The organism is Photobacterium arenosum, assembly GCF_014841115.1.
Lineage (GTDB): Bacteria > Pseudomonadota > Gammaproteobacteria > Enterobacterales > Vibrionaceae > Photobacterium > Photobacterium arenosum.
Genome location: NZ_JACYTP010000001.1, coordinates 21,404 through 36,812, shown reverse-complemented (window position 1 = coordinate 36,812; position 15,409 = coordinate 21,404). Strand labels below are relative to the sequence as shown.

Below are 15,409 nucleotides of genomic sequence, written 5' to 3'. Positions count from 1 at the left end.
AGCCAAATTACCCAGGCTGATAACACCTTCAATATGTGATCTGCTCTGCATCTCGCCTGCGGGGGGATTCATCGTATCCTTGAGTGAGCGTATCCTGTCGTCATCAACAATCATTATGTTTTACAACAGTCAGTTATGAATATTTTACTGGGGTATATCGCAGAATCTGGCCAGTTTTTACGCCCTTGGATCAGCGACATCGCAACGGCCATGATGGCATGCCTGCTCGTGGTATTTGGCTCAGATATCAATATGATACTGCGGCGTTATCTGTCGGGGACGAACTTTATCCTGCGCACCTGTGCCTTCATTTTTGTGAATGCATTCGGCTATGGCTTTATGATCATTGCTGCCGCACCCTGGTTAGCCAGGCAGTTGAGCGGGATGAGTAATGTATGGCTGTTTACCGTAATAGTGGGGACTTTCATCTTTCTTGGCAGCTGGGCGCAAAGGAATAACCAGGTGTAAATTAACCGCCTTGCGGCGGTTAATTTATTAAGTGGACCGATTAGAAATTCACTGTCAAACCATCGGTGCCAAGTATTTGATCCAGTAGTGTGATATCAACAATCAGGGTATCACCGGCTTGCTCCGGATTATCTTCATTACCGTTACAAACGAGATTCAGGTCATAAGTATCTAATGGCAAGTAACCAATCTCATACTGACCAGTGACAGGATCAACAGCTGCTGATGACACAGGTTCATTGTCAGAACCTAAGTCACCAAACTGACCGCCATTGGCTATTGAATACACATAGACAAATGCATCAGACAAGTCGCCACTACACAACGATGCGCTTACCGTGCCGTCAATGGCAGCGACTGCTGTATTATCAACCACACGGACACCACGAGGTTTCAGCTGGTAGCCGTTGGCATTAAGTACCATACTTTTGCGCAAGTCAAATTCAATGGTATAAGCCTGGGTTGAATCAGCCTCGACAGTAAATCCATCAAGTTTCAGTTCACCGCTCGGGACGCGAATACTTTCCACAGCATCACTTTCAGTAACAACATGCGAATAAGGTGTGCCGTCAGTATATGTGCCCTTTTCTAATACAGAGAGGCGCATCTGAGTATATTGACCGGCAAGTAATACTTCATCGCTCAGCACCTGAAGGGCATTTGCACCTTGGTAATCAAGCAGGTCAATCACCATGAACTCAGGATTCCCGTTCGCATCTTCAGGAATAGAAAGTCCATCTGGCACGCACGATGCCGAGCTTTGAGCAGCGGCAAAAGACGTTGTTCCCCAAGACGCTTCACTGCCCCCTGTGTGATGAACCGTGATATTGTCAAATGCCACACAGACTTGCTTTAAACCATCAACCGGGGCGTCAGACATAGCCAGGGAAAGTTTTCCCGTCGACTGGTCATCTGAATCTGAGCCACAACCTGCCAATAGCATACTTACCGTAGCGGCTATCATTAATTTTTTCATTTGACTGCTCCACTCGCTTTTTGAGCAAGCTTAACGAGTTATTGCAGTCAAAGCATTATCCGCAACGAAAGTTAACAACAAGATGACAATGGCGAGCAGGGAAATACTCTCAGAGCATGCTGTGATGAAAAACAAGCTTCTTATTTGTTACGGGATTAATCCATCCGTATGCAGCCATGCTGCACAGAACGAGGATTCTCAAGGCGATGAAGACAGGAACCTACTGACTGCAGATCCTGATATTGATACTTAACAACCATCGCGGCTGCCAGCAGCAAACCAATCAGCGAGAGACGAGTCAGCCATAGCCATTGCTTATGTAATGCCATTGCAAGTGTGAACAAACACCCTACAACGATAAGCAGCAAACTTGGTGCAATATAACCCAAAAGCACTCACTCACCTCAAAAATATGCCAATGACCGGAATAATACGGTGTTATACGGAATATTTAAAGATGATTTATACACATTTACATTCACTCAGAGTGGCATAATTATTAGGACAAATGACCATAAATGCATCTTTGGACTGAGATCTCACTTGAAAGACTTAAAAACAAAAAAGCCTCGATTTCTCAAGGCTTCTGTGAACAAAGCAACGGCAGAAACCTGAGAATTAAATGACAAGGCCACCATCAATTTTCAGTGTCTGCCCAGTGATAAACGTGGAATTATCACTGGCTAAAAACAACGCACCGTTTGCAATATCTTCTGGCTTACCCATACGCTGCAATGGTGTTTTCGATTTCATATACTCCAGGATTTTTTCAGGCAGGTTAACGGTCAGCGGCGTTTCCACAAAGCCAGGAGCGATACAGTTAGCTCGCACCTGAGCACCTTTTCGTGAAAATTCTTTAGCCCAGCCCTTAGTCATCGCTATCACTCCGCCTTTAGTGGCGGCATAATTGCTTTGTCCAATATTACCATCGGTACCTACCACAGATGACATAGTAATGATTGATCCTGCGCCGGACGCCATCATCACAGGTGCCACTGCCTGCGTCATATTGAACACCCCTTTCAGGTTCACGTCCAATACCATATCCCACTCATTTTCCGTCATTTTATCAATCAGATTATCTCTGGTGATCCCCGCATTATTTACCAGCACATCTACACGACCATAATCTTTTACAATGTTGTCAACAAAGCGACTAACCGACTCCCGGTCACAGACATTCAACTCAATGGCTTTTACATTTTTGTAAGTTTTCTCCAGTTCAGCCATTGCTGCTGCATTCATATCACAGGCATAGACAACTTCAGCCTGCTGGTTAGCAAAGGTCTCGACAATACAACGGCCTATGCCTTGTGCGCCTCCCGTAACGATGCAAACTTTATTGTTCAACATACTTAATTCCCTCTTAGTTCAAAAAACTGAAGCGAAAATCGAATCCAGTGCGGGCACACTGCTTCACCGCTCACTTCCATCATGTTGATTTTAGATGAAACAAATCAAAAGATTACCCTCAATGCTGCAATTCACCTTTGCGACCACTCTAATGAATCTATTAATCAAATCGCCCTGCTGAATACCTGGGCGATAATCACAACCTTATCAAGACAGTTTGTTACCAATATGACATTAAATTACACACGCCGCATTTCTCCCTTGAGTCACCTGTACTATTCCATATAAAACAGAGGATTAGTCGTTATCATTCCCTCGTCATGAACTCTTCACTGGTAATGAAGACGGCATTTGCTATAAATGTATCAGGGAAGTGCGCAAGGATCAGATGCAGACATGCTTGATAAAGTAGTTTTTTTTCTACACGTAGTGCGAAATGGCTCGTTAAGTGAAGCTGCAAAGCAATACGGGATTTCTGCGTCTGCCGGCAGCCGCTGGCTCAATGAGCTGGAAGAAAGCATGGGGGTCTGCCTGTTAAAAAGGACGACACGGAAAATATCACCGACCCAGGCAGGACAGCGTTTGTATGACAGGTTTAACCTGATAAACGGTGAGATTAATGATGTATTCAATGAAGTTCAGAATCTGAGTAATGAAGATAAAGGCCAGATACGCATAGCCAGCACGCCTTTGTTTGCTAAGCATTACCTCAGCCAGATTATTGGTGAATATGTCCAGCTCCATCCGTCTATCAATTTTGTTGTTCTTGAAACAGCATTTGAAGTCGATCATGTTCATGAAGTTGACTTCGCTATCCGTGCAAACGCAACCTACAGAGGTTTTCAGGATAAAGACAGTCTGCTGGTAAAACGATCGCTCATCCGTGAACCACTTATCGCCTGTTGTTCACCCAAATATATCGCACAGTACGGTGAGCCGCGCCTCCCCGAACAGTTAAAGCAGCATTTTTGTCTTTACGCTACGACACTGGTCGGTGGCAATAAATGGATTTTTGAGCAACATGGTGAGTACAATTCCGTAGAAATAGCCCAAACCGTTGAAGCTGACGACAGCGAAATACTGAAGAATATTGCGCTTGCCGGAGGTGGTATCGCTTATCTGCCTTACAGTCTTGTCAGTGAAGAATTAAATAACGGCCGGCTTCAAGCTGTTCTCAAAAATTATGTCAGTAGCCAGTTTGAACTTAATCTTTACTTTAAACCCCGTAAGTATATGCCTGTACGTTGTGTTAATTTTAAAGACTATTTAGTTGAACGCGTTGAGGAAATGGACAGAATAAATAAAAAAGCCCTGGGGTTACCCGACCCCATCAGAATACGAGTAACAGGATAAATCTGTCATATATTTTCTGCCATAGTGTTCCCGGTGAATTTCAGGCATAAAAAAACCGGGGAAACCCCGGTTTTTCTTTCATGGCATTTCAGTCAGCAATTACTCAGCGCTTGGCTTACTGCGTTCCTGACGTGGAGCGTGGTTACGCTCGCCACGGAAGCTGCCACGATGATCGCCACCACGGTTGCGATCAAAACGGCGCTCGCCTTCACGACGGCCACGGTTTCCATCACGTCCACCGCGCGGTGCACCATCACGTGGTGCGCCATCACGGCCGCCACGACGGTGTTCACGAAGAACATTGTCTTCAACAACCACGGCTTTCACGTCATTCTGACGAATACGCAGTTTCTTCAGCTGAGCGATGATTTCCGGGGTCATCTTCTTAGGTAACTGAACATAAGTATGCTCAGGAGCCAGTTTGATAGCACCGATATAGTCTTTGCTCAGACCCAGCTCGTTCGCGATAGCACCAACGATGTCTTTAACCTGAACACCTTGTTCACGGCCAACTTGCAACTGGTAAGTATCCCAATCGGCATTGTTGGACTGACGGCGCTCACGACGCTCGCCTCGTTCACTGCGCTCGCCACGTTCAGGGCGATCACCACGACGATCACGACGTTGTTTCTCACGCTCGATCGCAGCAATCATAGGGTCCGGACCTTTATAGAACAAAGGACGATTACCTTGCTGACGTTTCAGCAGAATGGCTGCCAAAGTGGTCGCATCAACATCCACTGAACCTTGCAGTTTCTCAACCAGCTCTACAAATGCTTCCAGGCTTGCGCTTTCTTTCTGCTCTTCCAGCTCTTTACCCAGACGATCCAAACGCGCCAGAGCTACGTCATCACGCATAGGAAGCTGAATCTCTTCCATACGGGATTTCGTTACACGCTCAATGGTACGCAGCATGCGGATCTGGTTAGTGCGAACCAGAAGAATCGCTTTACCTTTGCGTCCTGCACGGCCAGTACGACCAATACGGTGGATATAAGATTCAACATCGAACGGGATGTCGTAGTTAAATACGTGCGTAATACGTGGTACATCAAGACCACGAGCAACAACGTCAGTGGCTACCAGAATATCGATAACGCCACGTTTGATGTGATCAACTGTACGCTCACGCAGAGACTGAGGAATATCACCGTGAAGTGCAGCCGCTTTAAAGCCACGTGAAGACAGCCAATCAGCCAGTCGCTCAGTATCCTGACGGGTACGGACGAAAACGATTGATGCATCGGTTTCTTCAGTTTCCAGCATACGAATCATAGCTTCGTCTTTCTCTACGCCTTTTACGACCCAGAATTGCTGTTCTACTTTCGCTACGGTACGGTTTTCACCCGCAACATCAATGCGTGCAGGATCGCGCAGGAATCGGTCAACGATTTCCTTCACCATAGGTGGCATAGTTGCAGAGAAAAGTACGCGTTGTGCTGACTCTGGCGCTTGCTCCAGAATCCAGGTAACGTCGTCAACGAAACCCATTTTCAGCATTTCATCGGCTTCATCCAGAATGAAAGTATGGACTTCATCCAGGTGCAGGCGATCACGGCTGATCAGATCTTTCACACGACCAGGGGTACCAACAACAATGTGAGCGCCAGTCTTAAGCACACGCATTTGATCGACGATAGACGCACCGCCGTAGATTTCTAATACTTTCAGACCCTGGATATTTTTACCCAGGTTCTTAATTTCAGCAGCAACCTGAATAGCCAGCTCACGAGTAGGAGCCATAACAATTGCCTGAGGCTTATGTTGCTTCAGGTTAATTTTGTTCAGCAGAGGCAGAGAGAATGCAGCAGTTTTACCTGTACCAGTCTGAGCCTGACCCAGCGCATCGGTGCCGGTTAAAAGAAGTGGAATGGAAGCAGCCTGAATTGGAGTAGGTGCCACGAAGCCCATCGCATCAAGTGCGGATAAAAGAGTGTCGGCCAGTTCTAACTGGCGAAATTCTGTAACAGATTCTTGCATTGGGATCCCAATAGGTAATCGAACGTAAACGGGGCCCCTTTGCCTTTAACACGGTTCAGCAACTGTATCCACAAGCATGGGCCTCGACTAAGGCGCGCATTGTGCGCTATTCAAGTCGAAATTACCAGAAAAAATTGATTGCTGTCACAAATTATAACTTAAGCAATTATTTATTATTCAAACAGCTTGCGATATGTACATTCTGACAAGTTTTCTAGGCATACTGATTCTCATCCCATTGAAAATATTGATTCCTGCCACCTTGTTTCGCGAGATATAACCCCTGATCAGCACCTGCTAACAGCACCTCTTCCTGAATGTTTTCCGTCGGCATTCTGGAATACAGCCCCATACTGATACTGATAACCCCTTGACGCGTACCAGAATGCGGGATCTTTAACTGATTGACGGCATCAAGCATTTCCTCTGCCAGTAGCCGGAGCGTCTCAGCATCCATTTCCGGTACAAGACAGACAAACTCTTCACCGCCATAACGGCTGAATACCGCTTTCTCATACCGGTTCACTATATTGTCTAATGTCACCGCGACCTGCTTAAGACACACATCGCCTCTCTGATGCCCATAGGTATCATTAAAAGACTTAAAATGATCCACATCCAGAATAATAATGCTTAGCGGTAACTGTTTGCGTTTGGCCACCTGCCAATAACGCTTCAACGTCAGATCAAAAAACCGTCTGTTCGCCACGCCGGTCAGGCCATCCTGCATGGACCAGGCTTCCAGCCGCCGGTTAGCGTCTTCTAATGCCTTATTGGTCTGCTGTAATTCCTGGGTGCGTAAATGCACGCGCTGTTCGAGTTCAGCATTCAGCTTGGTTAATGCTTCATGACTTTGCTTAATCACGATTTGCTGGCCCAGCGCCGCGCCAAATAATTTCATGATTTCTTTCTGGTGATCAGTCAGGCTTCGCTGGCTGATCAGGTTATCCGCTGCAATCCAGCCAATACAGTTGTCACTGTTCCACATTGATATCATGGCATTCCAGCCTGTACCGACCTGCTGCGTACCATAATAAAGAGGCGCATTTTCCTTAACCACTACCACGTCTTTGCGACTGAGTGCTTCATGGACCAGCGGATGATCAGGAATATCGTTAACAAAAGTGCGGCGAGACACAACATTGCCCTGAGGATCAGTACCGTACGTCCCCTGCATGGTGTACTGCTGCATATCGGTCAGAAAGATAGCTAACCGATCAATCCCCAGCTTTTGCCGACCCAGCTCTATCGCGGTTCTGTACAGACAATCCAGATCGTTGGATTCTGCAAGTGCCAGCGTGACCTCATGTAACTGCTTTAGTAAAGATAAGTATTCTCTGAGCGAGTAGTTACGAACTTCCAGTTCAGCCTCAACACTGCGCCGGCTGATATTATGTGTCAGTGCTTCTTCACGCAGCATATGTACACTGATATCAGACGCTATCAATAACAGTACTCGCTCGAAGGCTTTCAGGTTGTCATCCAGACGTTCTGGGATTGGCGTTTCTGCGTATAAATAGGCAACGACTTTTTCGTGCATTATGATCGGAAAAATCACCCGGCGCCAATCGCCTGTCTGTTCTGTCCAGATGGCTTTGAACGGCGTTGCAGACTGGGCAGAAACGGCCTTACGGGATTGTTTGGATTCTAAAAGTAAATCTGCTGGTACACCATTGTAGTTCGACAAGGGTAAAGGATGCAGGTAATACTTAAACTCTTCATTACCCATCCAGCTAGCTAGCACTTTCGATTGGCCTTCATGCTCAACTAGCAATGTCAGATAGGTTAAATCCAGCATATGATGCAGCGTTGAAAGCAAACGATGGCACCAACGCTCCATGTTTGCCTGACGGGCAAGCGTATCAACGAGTTTATCCAACTCATCGTTGAGTTTAAACGGCATGCTTTTCCTTACGCGATTATCTGTCTTATCACTTCATCGTGGGTAGAACAGAGAACAAAATACTCCAGATTGAAAATAATAACGACCTCAGATGCACACTTCGAAAATTGAAGGATAACTTTCTGCAACATTTGTGACCAATCATTAATATGAACAATTAATGTCCGTTATTCCGCCAGAGGCGTTTATCCGACTATTGATAGGTATATCATTGTATATTAAGTCGTTCTGACACTTTTCCGACAAATGATTACCCAGATCTGGATAACCAGAATTTCTGCTGAATGAATAGCTTTATCAACAGCACTCACTGCCCTTCTTGACAGTGAAAGCCGGAAAAGTCGGATTACCCTTGGTTTTGAGCCTGTTAATACGTATAGTGTGACGGTTCATAATCCGGGACCAGGCATAATGTTTCAAGATAATCCGCTTTTAGCACAATTGAAAAAACAAATTCAAGAATCGCTTCCTAAGAAGGAAGGCCAAATCAAAGCCACTGACCGCGGTTTTGGTTTTCTGGAAGTCGATGGAAAAGAAAGCATCTTCATTCCACCTAACTATATGAAAAAGGTAATGCACGGCGATCGTGTCATTGCTGTTATTCGTACAGAAAAAGAGCGTGAAGTTGCTGAGCCGCAAGAGTTGGTTGAACAGTTCATGACTCGCTTTATCGGCCGCGTCAAACTGATCAAAGACCGCCTGAATGTTGTTCCGGATCATCCACAGCTGAAAGAAGCTATCAAAGCTCGTACAGTCAAGGGATTAAACCCTGAAACCCTGAAAGAAGGTGACTGGGTTGTCGCTCATCTGACTCGCCATCCTCTTGTTGGCGATAACAAGACTTTCTTCTGTGAAATCAAAGAAAAAATTACCGATAGCGAAGATAAAATTGCCCCATGGTGGGTCACGCTGGCACGCCATGATCTTCCTAATGCTGAACCTGCTCCGCAAGAGAGCTGGAACATGCTTGACGAAGGTCTGACACGTGAAGACCTGACAGAAATACCTTTCATTACTATTGATGGCGAATCAACCAAAGACATGGACGATGCCATTTATACCGTAGCGAAAGAAGATGGCAGCTTCGAAATCACTATAGCGATTGCCGATCCGACGTCTTACATCGAAGTTGGCAATGAAATGGATAAGGAAGCTCGCGAGCGCGGCTTCACAATCTACCTGCCAGGCCGCAACATCCCCATGTTGCCGCGCGAGCTGAGCGATGAGCTTTGTTCTCTGATGGAGAATGAAAAACGCCCTGCCCTATGTTGCCGCGTAACGGTGGATAAAGACGGTGTGATTGGCGACGACATTACTTTCTTTGCCGCATGGATCCGTTCACAAGGCCGTTTAAACTACGATGATGTCTCCGACTACCTGGAAAATGGCAGCTCAGCAAACTGGTCTCCTTCTGCAGTTATCGATGAGCAGGTACGGGCTCTGCAGGCTTTTGCCAATGCCCGTAGCGAATGGCGCAGCAAAAACGCCGTGGTGTTCCCGGATCGTCCGGACTACCGCTTCGAATTGAGCGAAGACAACGATGTGATCGCAATACATACCGATCCTCGTCGCACTGCGAACCGAATGATCGAAGAAGCCATGATCACCGCGAATATCTGTGCCGGACGTATGCTTCAGGAAAAATTCGGCAAAGGTGTTTACAACACTCATGCTGGCTTCAATCCTGAAAAACTCGATACCGCCATGGACTTCCTGACCAATGCAGAAGCGCCATTCGACAAAGAGCAGTTGCTGACGCTGGAAGGCTTTAGCGCCCTTCGCCGTTGGCTGAACACGCTTGATACCACTTATCTGGATAACCGACTGCGCAAATTCCAGGCCTACAGTGAAGTAGGCAACACGCCTGCTCCGCATTTCGCAATGGGCCTGGATGTCTACGCAACCTGGACTTCTCCGATTCGTAAATACGGCGATATGATCAATCACCGGATGCTGAAAGCGGTCATTTCCGGCAATGAGCCGACTCAAACGCCAGATGACAATATTGGTGAGGAAATTGCCACCCATCGCCGTAATCACCGTATGGCAGAACGTGATGTAGCTGACTGGCTATATGTTCGCCTGCTAAAAGACGCGGTTCAGGAAGGTACAGTCTTTACCGCTGAAGTGTTCGATATCAATCGCGCCGGCATGCGTGTTCGCTTGCTTGAAAACGGTGCTTCGGCCTTTATTCCTGCGCCACTGATTCTGGACAATAAGCAACGCATCGAATGTAACGGTGATCTGGGCATCATTAATATCGATAAAGTGCGCGAGTTCCAGCTTGGTGATCACTTCGACATTGTCCTGACAGAAGTACGTGAAACCACACGTCAATTGGTTGCCAAACCTGTTAAGCAATTCCCTGAGATTAACGCTCAGGAACCCGAAGAAAATCAGGCCGAAACCGAAAAAGCGTGATAATCCCAAGAACCAGGTTGGAACTCTCCAACCTGGTTTCACTCTCCAATCTGAATAGTCATACACACACTCTGGTATTCCATGTCGTATCTCCATAACGTTGAACAATGGCTTGATAATGTCGTCATTGGTTTGAATCTGTGCCCGTTTGCAGCAAAACCGCGCAGAAAGGGACAAATTCGTATTGCAATTTATGAGACGGATTCTCTCGAAACACTGATGGAAAGTATCTATCAGGAGTTAATACGTTTGGATGAGACACCAGTGTGTGATCTTGATACAAGCCTTATCGTTTGCCCTAACGTTTTACAGGATTTTGACGAGTACAATCAGTTTCTTGATATGGTGGATGCCTTAATCAGACAGTGCGACCGGGATGGTATCTATCAGGTTGCCAGTTTTCACCCCGATTATTATTTTTACGGGACTAGACCAGAAGATGCTGAAAACCTGACAAACCGGGCTCCGTACCCCATCTTTCACCTCATTCGTGAAGATAGTATGGAAAAAGTGCTGGCTCACTATCCTGATCCTGAAGGAATACCTGAGCGCAATATTGAAAAAATGAATGCATTGTCCGAGAAAGACATTCGCCGTCTTTTCCCGTTTTTATTTAGCAAAGCCTAAATGATAACCATGCAGGGCTTATTAATTTCATACCTCTGACCTATGAATCAAAAGAACTCATTGACCAACCTTATCGAGTGTAAACATTCAAATGTGTTGGGATTAAGCATTAAGTTAGCTATGATATCTCCTTGATAGGGAATATTGTAATGCATACACTCTCATTTTCAGTATTTAGAAACGCCAAAATGCGTTTCGCTCTGCCTTTGGCCCTTGTGGCAGGCACTTTTGCGGCTCATAGCGACATCGTTGCTATCATGTCGCAACACGTTGATGTTTTGCTACTGCTTCCCTACATACTGCTGAGTCTGGTAATGATGTTGTGTCAGCCATTCAACCAAAGTAAAACTGGAATCAGCGCAATGCTGATGCTACTTGCCTACTATCTGATTCAGCAAAACCTGCAGGCGCCACTTTCTCAGTCGCAAACCGGGGTAACCTATATTTTACTGGCAGTACTGCTGCCACTTAACCTGTTCCAACTTCACTTTATTCCTGAAAGGCGGCTTTTCTCGCGCTTTGGTTTGATCTACCTCAGCGTGCTGGGCCTGCAGCTTTGCTGGGGCTGGTTACTGATCAATCATGTAAACCCTGAACATTATAACGCCACCTGGCAGATGTATTTTTATACCATCGGTGAGTATTCACCGTTACCTCTGCTCTTAATAATCATGATTGTTGCCCTGGCTTGTGCCAGCGCTTCTATTATTCTGAAAAGAAATCAAGGCTATGATCAGGCCACCTTCATCTGTCTGCTGTTTACCGGGCTAACGCTATTTCAGTTCCAGCAGCCCTATATTTCCAGTGTTGCCTTTACAGCCGCTTCCAGTTTGCTTTTACTGAATCTGATTTCCTGTTCGCATGAATTGGCTTTCATTGATCCGCTGACGGGCATACCCGGACGCCGGGCAATGGAAACTGAGTTAAAGCACCTTGGCCGCACATACACACTGGCAATGCTGGATGTCGATCACTTCAAGAAATTCAATGATAAATTCGGCCATAAGACGGGCGATGATGTACTGCGTTTAGTTGCCCAGCTACTCCTTAATATCAATATCAAAGCGGATGTGTACCGTTATGGTGGCGAAGAGTTCACCATCTTAATTAAGGGAAAAACCAAAAATCAGTGTCTTGATGCGCTTGAAGAATTACGCGAAGCCATAGCCAGCTACCCTATGCACATCAGAGATTTCGAAAAGCGACCTTCTGATGATGAAGACGGTAAGCGAAAACGCGGAAAGAGCAAGCAATCCGAAGTGGTACAAATTACCGTCAGTATTGGTGTTGCAGACAGCCTGGAAGACTCCAGAACCGCTAACGTTTTAAAAGTGGCAGACAAAGCACTGTATAAAGCTAAGCAAAACGGCCGAAATCAGGTTGTGTAACACACCTGTCGCTCGCAATCTGTTTAAAAGCGTAACAGCCTTATCGTATTGATAAGGCTGTTACATTTCTTTCTGTCCAGTGGCTATTTATAACCGCCGACAACCATAGGCAATACCTGCTTTAATTTGACTTGATTTCTGTGCACCGCTTCTGCAGGCAGCGGCAGAAAACCATGCTTTTCAATTATTGACTGGTTTTCCTGGTCAAGCGTTAAGTCAACCAGCACCTGCTGCTCACTTGTCAGCCCTTGCTGCTTGGGTGGGATGTTCAACGACAGAAAATAGACATTTGCCAATGGATAACGCCCCGACAGCACGGTTTCCGGATCTATGGTGAAGGCTTTGCCTCTGTCATCCAAAATTGCAATCCGTTTCAGCTCATCAGGCAGCTCGGGTAATACCGAGTAACCAATCGCATTGATATCACTGCGAATCTTATCATTCATTTCATCATGGCTGCGGAGAAACTGTGTAGCCAGATATTGCTCACTGCCGCAGTCCACCAGCTTAGAAAAGTTTAAATGCGTGTCCAGTTCACCCGAGACAGCATAAGGAACAGCCTCAGAAAAGTCGTCATTCTGATGATCTGGCAGCTGACGCCAGTCCAGCTTCTGAGGTGTATCCTGGCAACCAAAAATCTGTTTCAGCTGTCCCATCGACATGGCTCTTACGGGGTTATCTTTATTAACAAGAATAGAAACCGCATCGTAGGTAAAAAATATCTGTACTGGACGATAACCGAATGTGTTCTCAAACAAGGCTATTTCGCTATCCAGCCATTTGCGGGAGCTGATACCCAGACGGGCTTCATCGGCGATCATGGCTGCCTGAATATCGCCTTTCTCAATCAGTTGAACGGGAGTATTTTGCGCATTGGCCAGTTCTTTGACCATTTCATTCAGCTCTTTTTCAACGGCTACCGCAGCTTGCACTGAACCGGTGGCCAGCATGATCCCCGCTGCAATCAGGGTGTGTGTCATCAATCGCATGGTGTGATTTATCCTGTCACTGAGTTTGCTCGGAACTGAAAATTGTCCAAGCCGGCTTCACTGCCATTTCCTGCTTAGTAACAACAGCAATAGTGCGGCGTTTACGTACTTTTAAAAACTGGGTCAGCGACGTTATCTGCGTATATCGCTGCTCAGAAATACGTTCCGGGGCAATACCGTTCAGCACCAGTGCATCTTTGATGACACCTGTACGCCTTTGTGCCAACGCATCATTATATTCATCGGTACCTTCCGGGCTGGTATCCCCCACTAAAATCACTTTGGCTTCGTGATTGTCATTCATGATAGTCAAAAGCTCATCAAATGAGTCTGACTGATCCAACCGAATATGGTCATCATCAAAGTTAAAATACACAGATAAAACATCTAATTTTTCAAACACCTGCCAGGAAGCACAGCCATGCTCATCAACCTGGGCGCCCCGGAGAGTGTCTAAACAGATATCTCTTTGATTGATCACACCATCCTGATCGGCATCACGCAGGTCATCAATCTGATGACGTGTTGTTGCCGTATCCGGCATGTCAGCACAGGCAGACAGTATTAATAAAGACAGGGTGATCAATCCAATCTGACTATGTCTCATCCTTGTTTCTCCTTCTCTGTCTGCCATTCTTCAGGATGCTCTACACGCAATGCATAAGTCAGAATCCCCATAGCATTGAACATTCGGTAAGCAGCCAGGGTGTGATCGTATGACGCATTCACGTAGTTCTTTCTGGCAAGAAAGACTTCCACTTTTGCATCAAGTACATCAAGCAGGCTGCGACGTCCGACGTTGAACTGCTGCACATAGCCATCCTCTGCTGCTTTGGCCGCATCGACGTTCTGTTGCAACAATTGCTTCTGAGTCTCCAGCATGTTGTAGGCATTCCATGCCAGTGTTGTACCTTCCCGCACCTGGCGTTCAGCTCTTAAGCGGATTGATCTGGCTTGCTCTGCCCGCCATGCTGCCGACTCGATGCGGGTATTGGTACTTCCCCCGTTAAACAAGTCATAATCTAAAGTGAGCATGACACGAGCATCTTCCTCCGGCCCTTCTACGCCCCCGATATTTTCATTTTTATTACCATAAGCCTCCAGTTTCAGCTCAGGGTAATAACCCCCTTTTTCGCGCCTGACTTCTTCGCGGGCCGCTTTGATATCAAGAATGGCAGCCTGTATTTCCGGGTGATTTTCAACAGCCTGGTTAATCGCTATGTCCAGATCGGGAGGCAATAAGCTGTAATCAAATACAGGCGTGACTAACTCTTTAGTTGGCAGCCCGACCAATCGCATAAACTGCGCTTCCTGATCGTACAGATTGTTTTGGGCAGAAATCTGCGTGGATTTTGCCGTTGCCACACGGGCTGCGATTTGAGCCAGATCCGAGTTACTGCTCAGCCCTTTGTTTTTCCTGTCAAGAATATTGTTATAAATGGTTTCATGGTCGATAACATTCCGTTTGCTTAACTCAAGAATTTGTTGCGACTTCAGATATTCGAGATAGACCCGCACGACATCCAGTGCAACATTTTCGGCGTCGGCAATCAGTGTTAATCGCTCAGATTCAGCCTCATAACCCAGCCGGTCAATATTGGCGGACGTTTTCAAGCCATCGAAAATCAGCTGTGACACTTTCACGCCCACTTCAGTACGTGTCAGCCCCCTGTCATCCGGCGCAATTTTATTCCCGCTGCTGTAGCGGGTTTCTTCATAACCGGCCGCGGCGTAAAGGTTAACCTGGGGTAAATAAAAGCCTTGGGCTTCATCCTGATCTCTGACGACAGACTGGAATCTGGCATATTGCCCCAGTACGTCCGGGCTGTAATCAATTGCTGCAGCGACCGACTCTTCAAGAGAAAGCGCATAAGCTGAGGATATTCCCATCGGAGTCAAACCAAGCATACAACTCATCAAAAGTAGTTTGGATCGCATTACCTATCCTGTC

13 protein-coding genes are annotated in these 15,409 nt (G+C 46.4%); 5 read left to right on the top strand and 8 right to left on the bottom strand.

Features of this window, described 5'->3' with window-relative positions:
- Positions 1 to 135: 135 nt before the first annotated feature.
- The gene (locus IFO68_RS00105; protein WP_192013579.1) at positions 136 to 468 is read left to right on the top strand and encodes a DUF3392 domain-containing protein; all 333 of its coding nucleotides are present in this window, start codon (positions 136 to 138) and stop codon (positions 466 to 468) included.
- A gap of 40 nt (positions 469 to 508) precedes the next feature.
- Here IFO68_RS00105 and IFO68_RS00100 read toward each other — a convergent pair whose 3' ends face one another.
- The 3 genes from IFO68_RS00100 to fabG all read right to left on the bottom strand — a co-directional run bounded on the left by IFO68_RS00100 (position 509) and on the right by fabG (position 2,797).
- Entirely contained in the window at positions 509 to 1,444 is a 936-nt protein-coding gene (locus IFO68_RS00100; protein ID WP_192013577.1) for a DUF4382 domain-containing protein, read from the bottom strand.
- 155 nt (positions 1,445 to 1,599) lie between these two features.
- Complete coding sequence (locus IFO68_RS00095; protein WP_192013575.1) at positions 1,600 to 1,839, bottom strand: hypothetical protein; 240 nt, start codon at positions 1,837 to 1,839, stop codon at positions 1,600 to 1,602.
- A 223-nt stretch (positions 1,840 to 2,062) separates the two neighbouring features.
- Positions 2,063 to 2,797: a 3-oxoacyl-ACP reductase FabG gene (gene fabG / locus IFO68_RS00090; RefSeq protein WP_192013573.1), complete on the bottom strand. Its 735-nt coding sequence runs from the start codon at positions 2,795 to 2,797 to the stop codon at positions 2,063 to 2,065.
- 396 nt (positions 2,798 to 3,193) lie between these two features.
- On the opposite strand from fabG, the gene IFO68_RS00085 reads away from it, so the two are divergent.
- On the top strand, positions 3,194 to 4,150 hold the full coding sequence (locus IFO68_RS00085) for a LysR family transcriptional regulator (RefSeq protein ID WP_192013571.1): 957 nt from the start codon (positions 3,194 to 3,196) through the stop codon (positions 4,148 to 4,150).
- Positions 4,151 to 4,249: 99 nt separating this feature from the next.
- Here the strand turns inward: IFO68_RS00085 and IFO68_RS00080 are convergent, their stop codons facing one another.
- Positions 4,250 to 6,130 carry a DEAD/DEAH box helicase gene (locus IFO68_RS00080; RefSeq protein WP_192013569.1) on the bottom strand — a complete coding sequence of 627 codons (1,881 nt, stop codon included), beginning with the start codon at positions 6,128 to 6,130 and terminating at the stop codon, positions 4,250 to 4,252.
- 214 nt (positions 6,131 to 6,344) lie between these two features.
- Positions 6,345 to 8,033: a sensor domain-containing diguanylate cyclase gene (locus IFO68_RS00075; protein WP_192013567.1), complete on the bottom strand. Its 1,689-nt coding sequence runs from the start codon at positions 8,031 to 8,033 to the stop codon at positions 6,345 to 6,347.
- A gap of 411 nt (positions 8,034 to 8,444) precedes the next feature.
- On the opposite strand from IFO68_RS00075, the gene IFO68_RS00070 reads away from it, so the two are divergent.
- The 3 genes from IFO68_RS00070 (at position 8,445) to IFO68_RS00060 (ending at position 12,469) form a co-directional block, all read left to right on the top strand.
- Positions 8,445 to 10,454: an exoribonuclease II gene (locus IFO68_RS00070; protein WP_192013564.1), complete on the top strand. Its 2,010-nt coding sequence runs from the start codon at positions 8,445 to 8,447 to the stop codon at positions 10,452 to 10,454.
- 81 nt (positions 10,455 to 10,535) lie between these two features.
- A complete protein-coding gene (locus IFO68_RS00065; protein ID WP_192013562.1) occupies positions 10,536 to 11,081 on the top strand; it encodes a DUF1415 domain-containing protein in 546 nt (181 codons plus the stop codon).
- A gap of 149 nt (positions 11,082 to 11,230) precedes the next feature.
- Positions 11,231 to 12,469 (top strand): GGDEF domain-containing protein, encoded by a 1,239-nt coding sequence (locus IFO68_RS00060; RefSeq protein ID WP_192013560.1) that lies wholly within the window; start codon positions 11,231 to 11,233, stop codon positions 12,467 to 12,469.
- 83 nt (positions 12,470 to 12,552) lie between these two features.
- Here the strand turns inward: IFO68_RS00060 and IFO68_RS00055 are convergent, their stop codons facing one another.
- Genes IFO68_RS00055 through IFO68_RS00045 form a run of 3 tightly spaced genes read right to left on the bottom strand, consistent with a single transcriptional unit; the run spans position 12,553 to position 15,396 of the window.
- The gene (locus IFO68_RS00055; RefSeq protein WP_192013558.1) at positions 12,553 to 13,458 is read right to left on the bottom strand and encodes a PstS family phosphate ABC transporter substrate-binding protein; all 906 of its coding nucleotides are present in this window, start codon (positions 13,456 to 13,458) and stop codon (positions 12,553 to 12,555) included.
- Between the two features lie 16 nt (positions 13,459 to 13,474).
- Positions 13,475 to 14,065: an OmpA family protein gene (locus tag IFO68_RS00050; RefSeq protein ID WP_192013556.1), complete on the bottom strand. Its 591-nt coding sequence runs from the start codon at positions 14,063 to 14,065 to the stop codon at positions 13,475 to 13,477.
- A complete protein-coding gene (locus IFO68_RS00045; protein WP_192013554.1) occupies positions 14,062 to 15,396 on the bottom strand; it encodes a TolC family outer membrane protein in 1,335 nt (444 codons plus the stop codon). The genes IFO68_RS00050 and IFO68_RS00045 overlap by 4 nt, the downstream gene beginning before the upstream one ends.
- Between the last annotated feature and the right edge of the window lie 13 nt (positions 15,397 to 15,409).